The sequence below is a fragment of the Pseudomonas sp. IT-P218 genome (assembly GCF_949767605.1).
Taxonomy (GTDB): domain Bacteria; phylum Pseudomonadota; class Gammaproteobacteria; order Pseudomonadales; family Pseudomonadaceae; genus Aquipseudomonas; species Aquipseudomonas putida_AE.
Map to the genome: position 1 here is coordinate 192,144 of NZ_CATKQQ010000002.1, position 14,364 is coordinate 206,507.

A 14,364-nucleotide genomic window follows, 5' to 3' on the forward strand; every position below is an offset into this window, starting at 1 on the left:
CCAAAGCCTCATTGTTTCAGCTTCGCTTGCCGCTTGCGCCGAGCTTCCGGAGCCCAGTCAAGGGCGCCCACTCGGAATAGGTAGACAAGACCTGCCAACAGAATTGCTATGAAAACGAGAGCTTCGACGAATCCGGTCCAGCCGCTTTCGCGGACGGACACAGACCATGCAAAGAGAAAGAGGGCTTCGATATCGAAGATCACGAACAGCATCGCGACCAGATAGAATTTGGCTGAGAGCCGCAAGCGGGCGCCACCTGTAGGTAGCATGCCGGACTCAAACGGTTCGTTTTTGCTGCGGCCCCAGGCTTTTGACCCGAGTAGGCTGGAGACACCGAGCATGAAGGCGCAGAGGCCGCCGACGCCTAGAAGGAAAATGGCAAAGCCCCAGTTGTGGGCCATGAGTCCTGTCGCTTCGGGCATGCTGGTAATCCTTAACAGAGAGCAAAGGTCTCTGAGCTTGAAAGTAACAAAGCAGTGACGATATGTCGCAGCAATCAATCCCGCTGATTTTATGGCTAAACACCCAGCAAGTAAAATTCCTATAGCGAAATTATTTATAGGAATAAGGACATAGCGCGCGGTAAAAGCGCCGTAGCCCTTGCGTTGCGGGCATTAGCCGGCATTTCGGGAATTATGTTTTGTAAGGAATGTAACGAACATAGTTTTCGCTAAATGATAATCAATATTGTTTGTGCCGGTTTTTAAACTGTTTAGTGGGTTTAGGGTGGGGAAGTTGTCTTATTTGCGCATTACAGGGTTTTGTTGTGTATGGGGAATTGCGGGCAAAAAAACGCCCCGAACCAGTCGGGGCGTCAGGTGTGCAGCGCTGCGGTTAGCTTTCTATAAGGCCCGCGGCGGCTGATATCTCAAGTGAAGCAGATCAGTGGAACTGTTCTTCTTCGGTCGAACCGGTCAGCGCGGTTACCGAAGACGAGCCACCCTGGATCACGGTGGTCATGTCGTCGAAGTAGCCGGTGCCCACTTCCTGCTGGTGAGCCACGAAGGTGTAACCCTTGGCAGCATCAGCGAACTCTTGCTCTTGCAGCTTCACGTAGGCAGTCATGTCGTTGCGGGCGTAGTCGTGCGCCAGGTTGAACATGCTGTGCCACATGTTGTGAATGCCGGCCAGGGTGATGAACTGGTGCTTGTAGCCCATGGCGGACAGTTCGCGCTGGAACTTGGCGATGGTCGCGTCGTCCAGGTTTTTCTTCCAGTTGAAGGAAGGCGAGCAGTTGTACGACAGCAGTTGGTCCGGGTATTCCTTCTTGATCGCTTCAGCGAAGCGACGAGCCTCGTCCAGGTCCGGCTTGGCAGTTTCGCACCAGATCAGGTCGGCGTACGGAGCGTAGGCCAGGCCGCGGGCGATGGCTTGATCCAGGCCGGCGCGCACCTTGTAGAAACCTTCCTGGGTACGTTCGCCAGTCACGAATGGCTGGTCGTACGGGTCGCAGTCGGAGGTCAGCAGGTCAGCGGCGTTGGCGTCGGTACGGGCCAGGATGATGGTCGGGGTACCGGCAACGTCGGCTGCCAGACGGGCAGCGGTCAGCTTCTGTACGGCTTCCTGGGTAGGAACCAGTACCTTGCCGCCCATGTGGCCGCATTTCTTCACGGAAGCCAGTTGGTCTTCGAAGTGAACGCCGGCGGCGCCTGCTTCGATCATGCTCTTCATCAGCTCGTAGGCGTTCAGTACGCCGCCGAAACCGGCTTCGGCGTCAGCCACGATTGGCGCGAAGTAGTCGATGTAGCCAGCGTCGCCCGGGTTCTTGCCGGCTTTCCACTGGATCTGGTCGGCGCGACGGAACGAGTTGTTGATGCGCTTGACCACGGTCGGTACCGAGTCAACCGGGTACAGCGACTGGTCCGGGTACATCGATTCGGCGGAGTTGTTGTCCGCAGCCACTTGCCAGCCCGACAGGTAGATTGCCTGGATACCGGCTTTGACTTGTTGTACAGCCTGGCCGCCGGTCAGGGCGCCCATGCAGTTGACGAAATCTTTCTCAGGACGGAAGGCTGGCTTGGCACCCTGGGTAACCAGGTTCCACAGCTTCTCGGCGCCCATTTTTGCAAAGGTGTGCTCAGGTTGAACCGAGCCACGCAGGCGGACGACGTCAGCAGCGGAGTAAGTGCGTGTCACGCCTTTCCAGCGCGGGTTCTCAGCCCAGTCTTTTTCGAGGGCTGCAATTTGCTGTTCGCGTGTCAGTGCCATGGGAGATAAACCTCGTCGCGTCTTTATGAAAAGTTGTTCTGCGGTGGAAAATTCCTGCGCTCGCTGACCAGAAGCTTAGGTGGTCAAGTCGGGTTCGGCGGGGATGGCGACGGGATGAACGATGGGCTCGAGGGGAAGTGAGCAGGTAAGGGCGAACTGGCGGGCGCATTCGGGCGTCGTGGGCCTTGGTGCGAACTTCAGTGTGATGCCGGGTTTACCTAAATACGCTTCCGTCCCTCGGGACAACTTCGTTCCAGTCGGCAACCTCGTCAAACACACCTTGTGGGCGGTACAGACACGAAGCGGTTCGCGGGGTAGATGCGAACATCGCCTCGAAGGCCCTTGCCAGGGCCCCTGATTAGCGGGAGCGAGGCCATCATGCCTTTGCTTTTTAGGCTCGTCAAACGTTTTGTAGTGCTTTTTTTCAGGCACTACATCTTTGGTCTAATACGACTCCTCAGTCAGTTTTCGGGGCTTTAGTCCAAAGTATCGACTTTCACCCGCAAGGTCATGTCGTTGCGGCTCTGGGTCGAGTAGCTGCGGCTCCCGCCCTGTTTGTCGGCCTGGGTCTGACCGTTGACCCCGGCCAGCAGGATCCACTCGCCCAGGCGGCCGGTGACGGTTGTGTCGGTGCTTTGCACGTTCACTACATCGGGACGTTCCTGGCTCATTCGGTCACGGTTTGTGCTGATCGACAGGTGAACGATCTCGCCAGTGACGTTGGCGGTGACGTAGAAGCCCTGGGTGACGTTGCGGTATTCGGTCTGGCTGCGCAGGTCGCCGTAGGAGTCGGTCTGGCTGCTCGTCAGCGGTACGCTTTGGCCTACCTGGATCAAAGCTGGCATGCCGTCGGTGGCCTGGACCTGCTGGATGCCACCGTCCCGGCTGTCGGTGCTGTGGCTGATGATGCGGGTCTGGCCCGGTTTGGCGCCGTTGACCGAATAACCCTGATTGCCTTGGGAGTTGTTTTCGTTGGTGTCGACGGTGATCAACAGGCGTTTTGGCGCGGTGTCGAGTTGACCGATCAAGGCCTTAAGTTCGTCGATCTTGCGCTGATCGGCATTGACGATCAGCTGATTGCCGTAGGCGCTGACCTGGCCGTCCTTGCCGATGAAATCCTGCGCCACCGGCAACATGTCGGCGCTGGTGTGGTAGTTCAGCGGCACGATTTCGGTGGCGGCCATGAGCGGTAAACTGCAGGTCACCAGCAGTGTGGTGAGCAGGGTGCGTAGGGACATATCCGTTATCTCCGCCAGCTTCAAAATGTTGATATTGCCAGTTTGTCGGCCTGGGATGTCTGTAGGAGCGAGCTTGCTCGCGAAAAACTTGATCGCGACACGTTGCTTCAGGCAGCACGCGTCATCGTTCACCTACATCGCGAGCAAGCTCGCTCCTACAGGTTTGGGTGATAGCAGTGTGTCGGCCTGGGAGGGGGCAAGTTTAATGCTAGACAGCAAAACGCCCCGGCATCCGAAAATGGCGGGGCGTTTTGTGGTGTGCCTACTGGCCTCTTCGCGAGCAAGCCCGCTCCCACAGGGGAATGCATTCCAATTGTGGCAGCGGGCTTGCTCGCGAAGGCCGCGACTCGGTATCAGGCCGAATGGCGAACCATGTCCACATGCGGAATCCCGGCTTCCAGGAACTCCTCGCTGACCATGTGGAAGCCCAGGCGCTCATAGAACGCCGTGGCTTGCACCTGGGCGCTGAGCATCTGCTGCTTCAGCCCGCGCTCTTCGGCTTCGCCGATCACCGCGTGCATCAGTGCATCGCCGACTTTCAGACCGCGCCAGTCCTTGAGGACCGACACCCGGCCGACGTGACCGTCGGGCAGCAGGCGGGCGGTGCCCACGGGAAAGTCGCCTTCGAGGGCGAGGAAATGCACGGCCGTCACATCATCGGCATCCCATTCCAGCTCGGGCGGAACGGATTGCTCGGCGACGAACACCGCTTCACGAATGCGCCGGATCTCGGCGTTGTCTTTCTGCCAGTCTGCGACACGTACGTGAATCTTATTCATCGGCAAACCCCAGGCTTCCTTGCTTGACCAGTTCGCACAGCAGGCCGCGGCCGTCTTCGTCGGCCAGCCAGTCACCCAGGTTGTCGACGTGCAAGGCGTCGGCCGCGCAGATCATCTTCAACAACTCGCGCAGTTTGCCCGGCAGGTAACGGCTCTGGCCGCTGGCGAACAGCAGCAGGTCGTCATCGACTTCCGACCAGGCCAGGCGTGCGCTCGGGTTGCGGATCAGCACCGCGCCTTGTTCCAGCGCGCCGAGGACGTCGTCTTCTTCGAGATCTTCCGGGCCGACCACCAGTTCCGGGTAACGCGGCTCGGTCATGAACTGGCCGAACCAGGTCAGCAGCAGGCGCTCGTCGCTCATATGCTCGGCCAGCAGGCCTTTGAGGCGATCGAGGGCGTCGTGCTGGATCTGATGCGGATCCGCCACCGGCTGGGCGTCGGCGTCGGTGTAGCGCTCTTCGTCCGGCAGGAACTGGCTGAGGAAGTCGGTGAAGTGGGTCAGCACTTCAGCGGCGCTCGGTGCACGGAAACCGACCGAGTAGGTCAGGCAGTCATCGACGGCCACGCCGCAATGGGCCAGGCGCGGCGGCAGGTAGAGCATGTCGCCCGGTTCCAGGACCCACTCATCGGTGGCTTCGAATTCGGCGAGGATGCGCAGGTCCGCGTGTTGCAGCAGCGGGCTTTCGGAGTCGCACATCTGGCCGATTTTCCAGTTGCGCTTGCCATGGCCTTGCAGCAGGAACACGTCGTAGTTGTCGAAATGCGGGCCAACGCTGCCACCGGGGGCGGCGAAGCTGATCATCACGTCGTCGATGCGCCAGCTCGGCAGGAAGCGGAAGTTTTCCAGCAGTTCGCTGACTTCCGGCACGAACTGGTCCACGGCCTGCACCAGCAGGGTCCACTCGCGTTCCGGCAGTTTGCTGAATTCGTCTTCGGCGAACGGGCCGCGACGCAATTCCCAAGGGCGCTCGCCGTTCTCGATCACCAGACGCGATTCGACTTCTTCTTCCAGCGCCAGGCCGGCTAGTTCGTCGGCGTCGATCGGGCTTTCGAAATCGGGAATCGCCTGACGGATCAGCAACGGTTTTTTCTGCCAGTAGTCGCGCAGGAATTCGCGTGCCGTGATGCCGCCCAGAAGTTGAAGAGGAATGTCAGGATTCATGTGTAACCTATTGAAAAAAAGCACTTTTCATACGGGAATAAAAACGCCCGGCGCGGCCGGGCGTCTTAAACGGGTCTAGCGGTCGATCAGATGCGCTTGGCTTGCGCTACAGCGTTGCCAATGTAGTTGGCCGGGGTGAGCAGTTTCAGCTCGGCCTTGGCCGCGGCTGGCATGTCCAGGCCGTCGATGAAAGTCTGCAGCGCTTCAGGGCTGATGCCCTTGCCACGGGTCAATTCTTTCAGCTTTTCGTACGGGTTTTCGATGTTGTAGCGACGCATCACGGTCTGGATCGGCTCGGCCAGCACTTCCCAGCAAGCGTCCAGGTCAGCGGCAATCTTCTGCTCGTTGAGCTCCAGCTTGCTGATGCCTTTGAGGCTGGCTTCGTACGCGATCACGCTGTGGGCGAAGCCGACACCGAGGTTGCGCAGTACGGTGGAGTCGGTCAGGTCGCGCTGCCAGCGGGAGATCGGCAGTTTGCTCGCCAGGTGCTGGAACAGTGCGTTGGCAATACCCAGGTTGCCTTCGGAGTTTTCGAAGTCGATCGGGTTGACCTTGTGCGGCATGGTCGACGAACCGATTTCGCCAGCGATGGTGCGCTGCTTGAAGTAACCCAGGGAGATGTAGCCCCAGATGTCGCGGTCGAAGTCGATCAGGATGGTGTTGAAGCGCGCGATGGCGTCGAACAGCTCGGCGATGTAGTCGTGCGGTTCGATCTGCGTGGTGTACGGGTTGAAGCCCAGGCCCAGCTCGTCTTCGATGAAAGCGCGAGCGTTGGCTTCCCAGTCAATCTCAGGGTAGGCCGACAGGTGCGCGTTGTAGTTACCCACAGCGCCGTTGATCTTGCCCAGCAGCGGTACGGCAGCGACTTGAGCGATCTGGCGCTCCAGACGGTAAACCACGTTCGCCAGCTCTTTACCCAGGGTGGTCGGCGAAGCCGGTTGACCGTGAGTGCGCGACAGCATCGGCACGTCGGCGAAACGGATGGCCAGTTCGCGGATGGCGTTGGCGGTCTGGCGCATCAGCGGCAGCATCACATCATCACGGCCTTCGCGCAGCATCAGGGCGTGGGACAGGTTGTTGATGTCCTCGCTGGTGCAGGCAAAGTGGATGAATTCGCTGACCTTGGCCAGTTCCGGCAGCTTGGCCGCCTGCTCCTTGAGCAGGTATTCGATGGCTTTTACGTCGTGGTTGGTGGTGCGCTCGATCTTCTTGACACGCTCGGCGTGCTCCAGGGAGAAGTTTTCCGCCAGGGTGTTCAGCACAGCGTTGGCTTCGGCGGAGAACGCCGGCACTTCGCTGATGGCAGGGTGAGCGGCCAGGCGCTGGAGCCAGCGCACTTCAACCAGGACGCGGGCACGGATCAGGCCGTACTCGCTGAAAATTGGGCGCAGGGCCTGGGTTTTGCCGGCGTAGCGGCCGTCAACAGGGGAAACCGCAGTGAGCGAAGAAAGCTGCATGGGGTGTTCTCGGACAGTCGGGCAACGAAATGGGGCGCGTATCATACATGAAAAAATCCGCCGGTCCGTCGCCAACTGACCGGCGTATTACGCGTATTGCTGAGTTCAGTGCTGTCGATGCGGGTTATTCGTTACGCATCAATGGGTAAAGCTCTTTGAGCAATTTGCGGCGGCTGATCACCAGTTGCCAGCGATGACCGCCCAATTGCCGCCACAGCCGTGCCGAACGGATGCCGGCCAGCAGCAGGGCACGAATTTTCGAGGCGTTGCTCGGTTGCTGCAGGTTGCGCATGTCGCCGTGCACCTGGATGCGTTGGCGCAGGGTGCTCAGGGTGTCCTGATACAGCGCGCCGCAGGCGGCGATCACGTTTTCGTGGGCCGGGCCGAAGTGCTCGACCTGGGACTGGATCTGCGGCAGGCGTTTGCCGATCACGTCCAGCATGTCGCTGCGCTTGGCCAATTGACGTTCCAGGCCAAGCATCGCCAGGGCATAACGCAGCGGCTCACGCTGCAGGGCGCTCGGATCGCGTTCGAGGGCGCCGATCAATGCGCGATAGCCTTCGCGCAGGTTGATGTCGTCGCCGCCGTAGACCTCCAGGGTGTCCTTCGGGTCGCGGATCAGCAGGCTGCCGAGCATGCAGGTCAGGCCAGCCTCGTTGGTCTGGCCGGTCTTGGCGATCTTGTCGACCAGCACGGCAGCCAGGAATACACCGCCGAGGGCCGTCAGTTGCTCCTGAGTGGGGGTCATTGAGCCTGGCCTTTGCTGGTCCAGGGTTCAGCCACTTCAATGACGCCGCCGCCGAGGCAGATTTCGCCGTCGTAGAACACCACGGACTGGCCCGGGGTGACCGCGCGTTGCGGGTCGTCGAAGGTCGCGCGGTAACCGGTGGCGGTCTTCTCCAGTGTGCAGGGCTGGTCGCTCTGGCGATAACGAACCTTGGCGGTCAGCTGGCGCGGCTGGCTCAGGTCGATCGGGTTGACCCAATAGATGTCCGAGGCGAGCAGGGCGCGGGAGAACAGCCACGGGTGATCGTTACCCTGGCCGACGATCAGTTCGTTGTGCGCAAGATCCTTGATCAGCACGTACCACGGCTCGTCACTGGCGTCTTTCAGGCCGCCGATGCCCAGGCCCTGGCGTTGGCCGATGGTGTGGTACATCAGGCCATGGTGGCGGCCGATGATTTCGCCTTCGGTGGTCTTGATCTCGCCCGGTTGCGCCGGCAGGTATTGCTTGAGGAAGTCGCTGAAGCGGCGTTCACCGATAAAGCAGATGCCGGTGGAATCCTTTTTCTTCGCGGTCGCCAACTCGTATTTCTCGGCAATCGCCCGCACCTGCGGTTTTTCCAGCTCGCCGACCGGGAACAGGGTCTTGGCGATCTGCTCACCACCCACGGCGTGCAGGAAGTAGCTCTGGTCCTTGTTCGGGTCCAGGCCCTTGAGCAACTCGGTGCGGCCGTCGATGTCGCGGCGACGCACGTAGTGGCCAGTGGCGATCAGGTCGGCGCCGAGCATCATGGCGTAGTCGAGGAACGCCTTGAACTTGATCTCCCGGTTGCACAGGATGTCCGGGTTCGGCGTGCGGCCGGCCTTGTATTCGGCCAGGAAGTGCTCGAACACGTTGTCCCAGTACTCGGCGGCGAAATTGGCGGTGTGCAGCTTGATGCCAATCTTGTCGCACACGGCCTGGGCGTCCGCCAGGTCATCCATGGCGGTGCAGTATTCGGTTCCGTCGTCTTCTTCCCAGTTCTTCATGAACAGGCCTTCCACCTCATAGCCCTGCTCGATCAGCAGGAGGGCGGATACGGAAGAGTCCACGCCGCCGGACATGCCGACAATGACGCGCTTCTTTTGTGTGTCAGAAGGGGCTGGATCACGCATAGGGATTCAATGAGTGTCTTGAAAAAGGACGCGATTCTAACAGGCCGAAGCCCGCAAGGCTAAAGAGAAGGACGGATCAATTCGAGACCGAAGCGAATACCGGCCCGATAGTCGTCGATGCAACGCATGATCAGCTCGCTGCGCCAGTTGTCGCGCTGCTCGATTAATTCCTCGCGGGTCAACCACTTGGCGCCGACGATGCCGTCGTCCAGTTGATACTCGGGGTGATGTTTCAGCGCTTTGGCGATGAAGCAGACCCGTTGGTAGGTGACGCCGTTGCTTGGGGCGGTATAGAGATAAATGCCCAGTACGCCGGTGGGTTCGACGTCCCAGCCGGTTTCTTCGAGGGTTTCACGCACGGCGGCTTCGGTCAGGGTTTCGTCCGGGTCCAGGTGGCCGGCGGGCTGGTTGAGCACCACGCGTCCGTGCTTGAGTTCCTCGACCATCAGGAAGCGGCCGTTGTCTTCGACGATGGTGGCGACGGTGATGTGGGGTTTCCACTCCATAAAATTCCCTCAATGTTGAAATGCTGCCCCTGTAGGAGCTGGCTTGCCAGCGAATGCGGTGGATCAGCCGCCCTCAATGTTGAATGGTAGGCCGCCATCGCTGGCAAGCCAGCTCCTACAGGGGATTGTGTGAATTCTGAAAACACAAACCCCGGCACATGGCCGGGGTTTGTGGTGCTTCCTTACAACCTTAAACCAACGCTGCAACCGCTGCGTTGAAAGTTGCGCTAGGACGCATGGCCTTGCTGATCAGCTCGGCGTCGGCGTGGTAGTAACCGCCGATGTCCACTGGCTTGCCCTGGACGGCGTTGAGCTCGGCAACGATGGTCGCCTCGTTCTCGGTCAGGGTCTTGGCCAGGGTCGCGAACTGCGCTTGCAGTGCAGTGTCTTCGGTCTGGGCAGCCAGGGCCTGGGCCCAGTACAGCGCCAGGTAGAAGTGGCTGCCGCGGTTGTCGATGTTGCCGACTTTACGCGATGGCGACTTGTTGTTGTCCAGGAACTGGCCGGTGGCCTGGTCCAGGGTCTTGGCCAGAACCAGCGCCTTGGGGTTGTTGTAGGTCACGCCCAGGTGTTCCAGGGACGCGGCCAGGGCCAGGAATTCACCCAGCGAATCCCAACGCAGGAAGTTCTCTTCCAGCAGTTGCTGCACGTGCTTCGGAGCCGAACCGCCGGCGCCGGTTTCGAACAGGCCACCGCCGTTCATCAGCGGCACGATCGACAGCATCTTGGCGCTGGTGCCCAGTTCCATGATCGGGAACAGGTCGGTCAGGTAGTCGCGCAGGACGTTGCCGGTCACCGAGATGGTGTCCTTGCCTTCGCGGGTGCGCTGCAGGGTGAACTTCATCGCGTCGACTGGCGCCATGATCTGGATGTCCAGGCCGGCCGTGTCGTGATCCTTCAGGTAAGCCTGGACTTTCTCGATCACCACGCCGTCGTGGGCGCGCATCGGGTCCAGCCAGAAGATCGCTGGCGTGCTGCTTGCGCGAGCACGGTTGACGGCGAGTTTGACCCAGTCCTGGATCGGCGCGTCTTTGGTCTGGCACATGCGGAAGATGTCGCCGGCTTCAACCGACTGTTCCAGCAGCAGGGTGCCGTTGGTGTCGGTCACGCGGACTACACCGTTGGTCTTGATCTGGAAAGTCTTGTCGTGGGAGCCGTACTCTTCGGCTTTTTTCGCCATCAGGCCAACGTTCGGCACGCTGCCCATGGTGGTTGGATCGAACGCGCCATTGGCCTTGCAGTCTTCGATGACCGCCTGGTAGATGGTGGCGTAGCAGCGATCCGGGATCACGGCCTTGGTGTCGTGCAGCTGGCCGTCGGTGCCCCACATCTTGCCGGAGTCACGGATCATGGCTGGCATCGAGGCGTCGACGATGACGTCGCTCGGCACGTGCAGATTGGTGATGCCCTTGTCGGAGTTGACCATCGCCAGGGATGGACGAACGGCGTAGACCGCCTGGATGTCGGCTTCGATCTGCGCTTGTTGCTCGGCCGGCAGGGCCTTGATGCGAGCGTACAGGTCGCCGATGCCGTTGTTCAGGTTGAAGCCGATCTGCGCCAGCACGTCAGCGTGCTTGGCCAGTGCGTCCTTGTAGAACTCGGCAACGATCTGGCCGAACATGATCGGGTCGGAGACCTTCATCATGGTCGCTTTCAGGTGAACCGACAGCAGCACGCCCTGGGCCTTGGCGCTTTCGATTTCAGCGGCGATGAAAGCACGCAGAGCGTTTTTGCTCATGACGGCGCAGTCGAGGATCTCGCCAACCTGAACGGTGGTCTTTTCTTTCAGGACGGTGGTGGTGCCGTCTTGAGCGATCAGTTCGATCTTCACGGCGCCAGCAGCGTCGATCAGGGCGGCTTTTTCGCTGCCGTAGAAGTCACCGCTGCTCATGTGTGCAACGTGGGATTTGGAGTCAGCAGCCCAGGCGCCCATTTTGTGCGGGTGCTTGCGCGCGTAGTTCTTCACCGACAGCGGCGCGCGACGGTCGGAGTTGCCTTCGCGCAGTACCGGGTTCACGGCGCTGCCCTTGACCTTGTCGTAACGGGCCTTGGCTTCTTTGTCGGCGTCGCTGCTCACGGTTTCCGGATAGTCCGGCAGGGCGTAGCCCTGGGCCTGCAGTTCCTTGATCGCGGCTTGCAGCTGCGGAACCGAGGCGCTGATGTTTGGCAGCTTGATGATGTTGGCTTCAGGCGTAACGGCCAGGGCGCCCAGTTCGGCGAGGTGGTCGGCTACGGCTTTGTCACCCAATTGCTCGGGGAAGCTGGCCAGGATACGCCCTGCAAGAGAGATATCGCGGGTTTCAACGGCGATATCAGCCGAGGCGGTGAACGCCTCTACGATAGGCAACAGTGAATAGGTGGCGAGGGCGGGAGCTTCGTCGGTGAAGGTATAGATGATCTTCGAGCGGGTGGGCATATTCGGATTAACTCTCTCTTCTTTGCTAAAGCGTGCGCAGAAACTCGAGGGGCGCCGGGTAAGCGCGTTCGTTCAAAGTCATCCATGAGCCGAATATCGAGATTTCGTTGCTGTGATGTTGGGTGCATCAAGTAGGGCGTCAAGTAGGCGGGCTGCGGTAGCAGACCGTCTCATCGGGTGGAAACACTCGTCGTAGAGCTGTTCAACCTGACGTGACCCTTTAGTCAGCGGCGGCATTATACATAGGTAGCTGGCAATCTGCCGATGGTTCATACACAACGTTTGTCGTCCATTGGTCTAAAGGTCGCAGGGGCGAGCAAGGCGTAAGGTCGTTCGTCGTGCTTGAGTTTGGCGCTTTTCCCTTTGATTTCAGGCTTGTAGGGCGCAGGTTGTATGGCTTTGCGGCATATCGATAGAACATAGGGTTTGCGCGCCGATTTAACTGGGTTACGCTCGAACCAAGCCAGATGTTCAATCCAATCAATGGAGTTCAGCATGGGTTACAAGAAGATTCAGGTTCCAGCCGTCGGCGACAAAATCACCGTCAATGCAGACCATTCTCTCAATGTTCCTAATAACCCGATCATTCCTTTCATCGAAGGCGACGGCATTGGTGTCGACATCAGCCCGGTCATGATCAAGGTTGTCGATGCTGCTGTGAAAAAGGCTTACGGCGGCGAGCGCAAGATTTCCTGGATGGAAGTGTACGCCGGGGAAAAAGCGACCCAGGTCTACGATCAGGACACCTGGCTGCCTCAGGAAACCCTGGACGCGGTCAAGGATTACGTGGTTTCCATCAAGGGCCCCCTGACCACGCCGGTCGGTGGCGGTATCCGTTCCCTCAACGTGGCCCTGCGCCAGCAACTCGACCTGTACGTCTGCCTGCGCCCGGTGCGCTGGTTCGAAGGCGTGCCAAGCCCGGTCAAGAAGCCAGGCGACGTCGACATGACGATCTTTCGCGAGAACTCCGAAGACATCTATGCCGGCATCGAGTGGAAGGCCGGTACCCCGGAAGCCACCAAGGTCATCAAGTTCCTTAAAGAAGAGATGGGCGTCACCAAGATCCGTTTCGACGAAAACTGCGGTATCGGCGTCAAGCCGGTTTCCCTGCAAGGCACCAAGCGCCTGGCGCGCAAGGCCCTGCAATATGTGGTCGACAACGATCGCGATTCGCTGACCATCGTGCACAAAGGCAACATCATGAAGTTCACCGAAGGTGCCTTCAAGGAATGGGCCTATGAAGTGGCGGCCGAAGAGTTCGGCGCGACCCTGCTCGACGGCGGTCCCTGGATGCAGTTCAAGAACCCGAAAACCGGCAAGAACGTTGTCGTCAAGGACGCCATCGCCGACGCCATGCTCCAGCAGATCCTGCTGCGCCCCGCGGAATACGATGTGATCGCGACCCTGAACCTCAACGGCGACTACCTCTCCGATGCCCTGGCGGCGGAAGTGGGCGGTATCGGTATCGCACCGGGCGCCAACCTGTCCGACACCGTGGCCATGTTCGAAGCCACCCACGGTACCGCGCCGAAATACGCCGGCAAGGACCAGGTCAACCCGGGGTCGTTGATCCTGTCGGCTGAAATGATGTTGCGCCACATGGGCTGGACCGAAGCGGCCGACCTGATCATCAAGGGCACCAACGGCGCGATTTCCGCCAAGACCGTGACCTATGACTTTGAGCGTCTGATGGAAGGCGCGAAGCTGGTTTCCTCGTCCGGCTTCGGTGATGCGCTGATCTCGCACATGTAAGAAAATCCGGGAATGCGAAAACCGCCCGGCTCAAGCGATTGAGTCGGGCGGTTTTTTTATGACTGGATGACGCTGCTGCGTTAAACGGTAACGGTTTGTTGCGTAGCAGGGGTCACGGCATTTGTGCTATCGACAGGGTTGCCAATGTTGACGGCGTGCAGCCCCTTGGGCCCCTGGATGATCTCGAAGACGACGGCTTGACCGGCCTTCAGGGTTTTATAACCGTCCATTTGAATGGCCGAGTAGTGGGCAAACAGGTCTTCTGTCTTGCCATCCTCGTTGATGAAACCGTAACCCTTGGCGTTGTTGAACCATTTCACCTTGCCACCGACCTTGACACCTGACATACCAACTCCCTCTGCAACAGACTCCATCACTGGAGTATCATCCAGTACATCCGCAGTCACTTCTTAGAAAAAAAGTTGACTCCGCGGACCTTTTTTACCCACTGTGGGCTCTATTGGTTGTAACACCGTTTTGCCGATAGTCAAGGTGACCAGGCAGTCGGAGTTGAAATCACCCAAGACCGCCCCCACCACTGTATTTGCACAACTGACGAACCTTTCTTTCCATGCATGCAATCAGCCAGATTCGACTAACATTCAATCAGGATCGCCCGACTCTCCAGAAAGATCGCCCGGAGGAACACGACGACGATTCCGCAGGCATTGCTGTTCAGGAGGCCAAGCCTGCTTTACAGGCGCCGCCGATGTACAAGGTGGTTTTGTTCAATGATGACTACACACCGATGGATTTCGTCGTCGAAGTGCTCGAGGTGTTTTTTAACCTGAATCGCGAGCTGGCGACCAAGGTCATGCTGGCCGTCCATACAGAAGGGCGGGCAGTATGTGGAGTGTTTACCCGCGACATCGCCGAGACAAAGGCCATGCAGGTCAACCAGTACGCCAGGGAAAGCCAGCATCCGCTACTCTGTGAAATCGAGAAGGACGGTTAATCGCCGACCACTT

General features: G+C 59.4%; 13 protein-coding genes. 2 read left to right on the forward strand and 11 right to left on the reverse strand.

The genetic code is table 11. From position 1 onward, the window contains the following. Nucleotides 1-8: 8 nt before the first annotated feature. From ACM6I6_RS01825 to ACM6I6_RS01870, 10 genes are all read right to left on the reverse strand, one after another. Nucleotides 9-422, reverse strand: a complete 414-nt coding sequence (locus ACM6I6_RS01825; RefSeq protein ID WP_007905050.1) for an NADH-quinone oxidoreductase subunit A — start codon at nt 420-422, stop codon at nt 9-11. 460 nt (nt 423-882) lie between these two features. Beyond that, nucleotides 883-2,208, reverse strand: coding sequence for an isocitrate lyase (gene aceA, locus ACM6I6_RS01830; protein ID WP_007970439.1), 1,326 nt, complete (start codon nt 2,206-2,208; stop codon nt 883-885). 476 nt (nt 2,209-2,684) lie between these two features. Beyond that, the gene (locus tag ACM6I6_RS01835; RefSeq protein WP_274074758.1) at nt 2,685-3,446 is read right to left on the reverse strand and encodes a secretin N-terminal domain-containing protein; all 762 of its coding nucleotides are present in this window, start codon (nt 3,444-3,446) and stop codon (nt 2,685-2,687) included. Between the two features lie 353 nt (nt 3,447-3,799). Then, nucleotides 3,800-4,225, reverse strand: a complete 426-nt coding sequence (locus tag ACM6I6_RS01840) for a GNAT family N-acetyltransferase (protein WP_032831798.1) — start codon at nt 4,223-4,225, stop codon at nt 3,800-3,802. After that, nucleotides 4,218-5,387, reverse strand: a complete 1,170-nt coding sequence (locus ACM6I6_RS01845) for a cupin domain-containing protein (protein WP_274074759.1) — start codon at nt 5,385-5,387, stop codon at nt 4,218-4,220. The genes ACM6I6_RS01840 and ACM6I6_RS01845 overlap by 8 nt, the downstream gene beginning before the upstream one ends. Nucleotides 5,388-5,473: 86 nt before the next feature. Beyond that, the gene (purB, locus tag ACM6I6_RS01850) at nt 5,474-6,844 is read right to left on the reverse strand and encodes an adenylosuccinate lyase (RefSeq protein WP_414919279.1); all 1,371 of its coding nucleotides are present in this window, start codon (nt 6,842-6,844) and stop codon (nt 5,474-5,476) included. 124 nt (nt 6,845-6,968) lie between these two features. Next, entirely contained in the window at nt 6,969-7,592 is a 624-nt protein-coding gene (hflD, locus tag ACM6I6_RS01855) for a high frequency lysogenization protein HflD (protein ID WP_046817168.1), read from the reverse strand. Beyond that, nucleotides 7,589-8,722 (reverse strand): tRNA 2-thiouridine(34) synthase MnmA, encoded by a 1,134-nt coding sequence (mnmA, locus tag ACM6I6_RS01860; protein WP_274074760.1) that lies wholly within the window; start codon nt 8,720-8,722, stop codon nt 7,589-7,591. The genes hflD and mnmA overlap by 4 nt, the downstream gene beginning before the upstream one ends. Before the next feature lie 59 nt (nt 8,723-8,781). Then, on the reverse strand, nt 8,782-9,228 hold the full coding sequence (locus ACM6I6_RS01865) for an NUDIX hydrolase (RefSeq protein ID WP_274074761.1): 447 nt from the start codon (nt 9,226-9,228) through the stop codon (nt 8,782-8,784). Between the two features lie 190 nt (nt 9,229-9,418). Next, on the reverse strand, nt 9,419-11,644 hold the full coding sequence (locus ACM6I6_RS01870) for an NADP-dependent isocitrate dehydrogenase (RefSeq protein ID WP_274074762.1): 2,226 nt from the start codon (nt 11,642-11,644) through the stop codon (nt 9,419-9,421). 495 nt (nt 11,645-12,139) lie between these two features. Here ACM6I6_RS01870 and icd point away from each other — a divergent pair, with 495 nt between their 5' ends. Then, nucleotides 12,140-13,396: an NADP-dependent isocitrate dehydrogenase gene (icd, locus tag ACM6I6_RS01875; RefSeq protein ID WP_057399856.1), complete on the forward strand. Its 1,257-nt coding sequence runs from the start codon at nt 12,140-12,142 to the stop codon at nt 13,394-13,396. Nucleotides 13,397-13,476: 80 nt separating this feature from the next. Here the strand turns inward: icd and cspD are convergent, their stop codons facing one another. Beyond that, nucleotides 13,477-13,743, reverse strand: a complete 267-nt coding sequence (cspD, locus tag ACM6I6_RS01880; RefSeq protein ID WP_414919280.1) for a cold shock domain-containing protein CspD — start codon at nt 13,741-13,743, stop codon at nt 13,477-13,479. Between the two features lie 224 nt (nt 13,744-13,967). Here cspD and clpS point away from each other — a divergent pair, with 224 nt between their 5' ends. After that, nucleotides 13,968-14,351, forward strand: a complete 384-nt coding sequence (gene clpS, locus ACM6I6_RS01885) for an ATP-dependent Clp protease adapter ClpS (RefSeq protein ID WP_020799529.1) — start codon at nt 13,968-13,970, stop codon at nt 14,349-14,351. The last annotated feature ends 13 nt before the right edge of the window (nt 14,352-14,364 follow it).

Excerpts from the sequence above, each read along its gene's own strand:
- aceA (WP_007970439.1), bottom strand. The coding sequence starts at position 2,208 with ATGGCACTGACACGCGAACAGCAAATTGCAGCCCTCGAAAAAGACTGG.
- ACM6I6_RS01840 (WP_032831798.1), bottom strand. The coding sequence starts at position 4,225 with ATGAATAAGATTCACGTACGTGTCGCAGACTGGCAGAAAGACAACGCC.
- ACM6I6_RS01835 (WP_274074758.1), bottom strand. The coding sequence starts at position 3,446 with ATGTCCCTACGCACCCTGCTCACCACACTGCTGGTGACCTGCAGTTTA.
- mnmA (WP_274074760.1), bottom strand. The coding sequence starts at position 8,722 with ATGCGTGATCCAGCCCCTTCTGACACACAAAAGAAGCGCGTCATTGTC.
- purB (WP_414919279.1), bottom strand. The coding sequence starts at position 6,844 with ATGCAGCTTTCTTCGCTCACTGCGGTTTCCCCTGTTGACGGCCGCTAC.
- cspD (WP_414919280.1), bottom strand. The coding sequence starts at position 13,743 with ATGTCAGGTGTCAAGGTCGGTGGCAAGGTGAAATGGTTCAACAACGCC.
- ACM6I6_RS01825 (WP_007905050.1), bottom strand. The coding sequence starts at position 422 with ATGCCCGAAGCGACAGGACTCATGGCCCACAACTGGGGCTTTGCCATT.
- icd (WP_057399856.1), top strand. The coding sequence starts at position 12,140 with ATGGGTTACAAGAAGATTCAGGTTCCAGCCGTCGGCGACAAAATCACC.
- clpS (WP_020799529.1), top strand. The coding sequence starts at position 13,968 with ATGCATGCAATCAGCCAGATTCGACTAACATTCAATCAGGATCGCCCG.
- ACM6I6_RS01865 (WP_274074761.1), bottom strand. The coding sequence starts at position 9,228 with ATGGAGTGGAAACCCCACATCACCGTCGCCACCATCGTCGAAGACAAC.
- hflD (WP_046817168.1), bottom strand. The coding sequence starts at position 7,592 with ATGACCCCCACTCAGGAGCAACTGACGGCCCTCGGCGGTGTATTCCTG.
- ACM6I6_RS01845 (WP_274074759.1), bottom strand. The coding sequence starts at position 5,387 with ATGAATCCTGACATTCCTCTTCAACTTCTGGGCGGCATCACGGCACGC.
- ACM6I6_RS01870 (WP_274074762.1), bottom strand. The coding sequence starts at position 11,644 with ATGCCCACCCGCTCGAAGATCATCTATACCTTCACCGACGAAGCTCCC.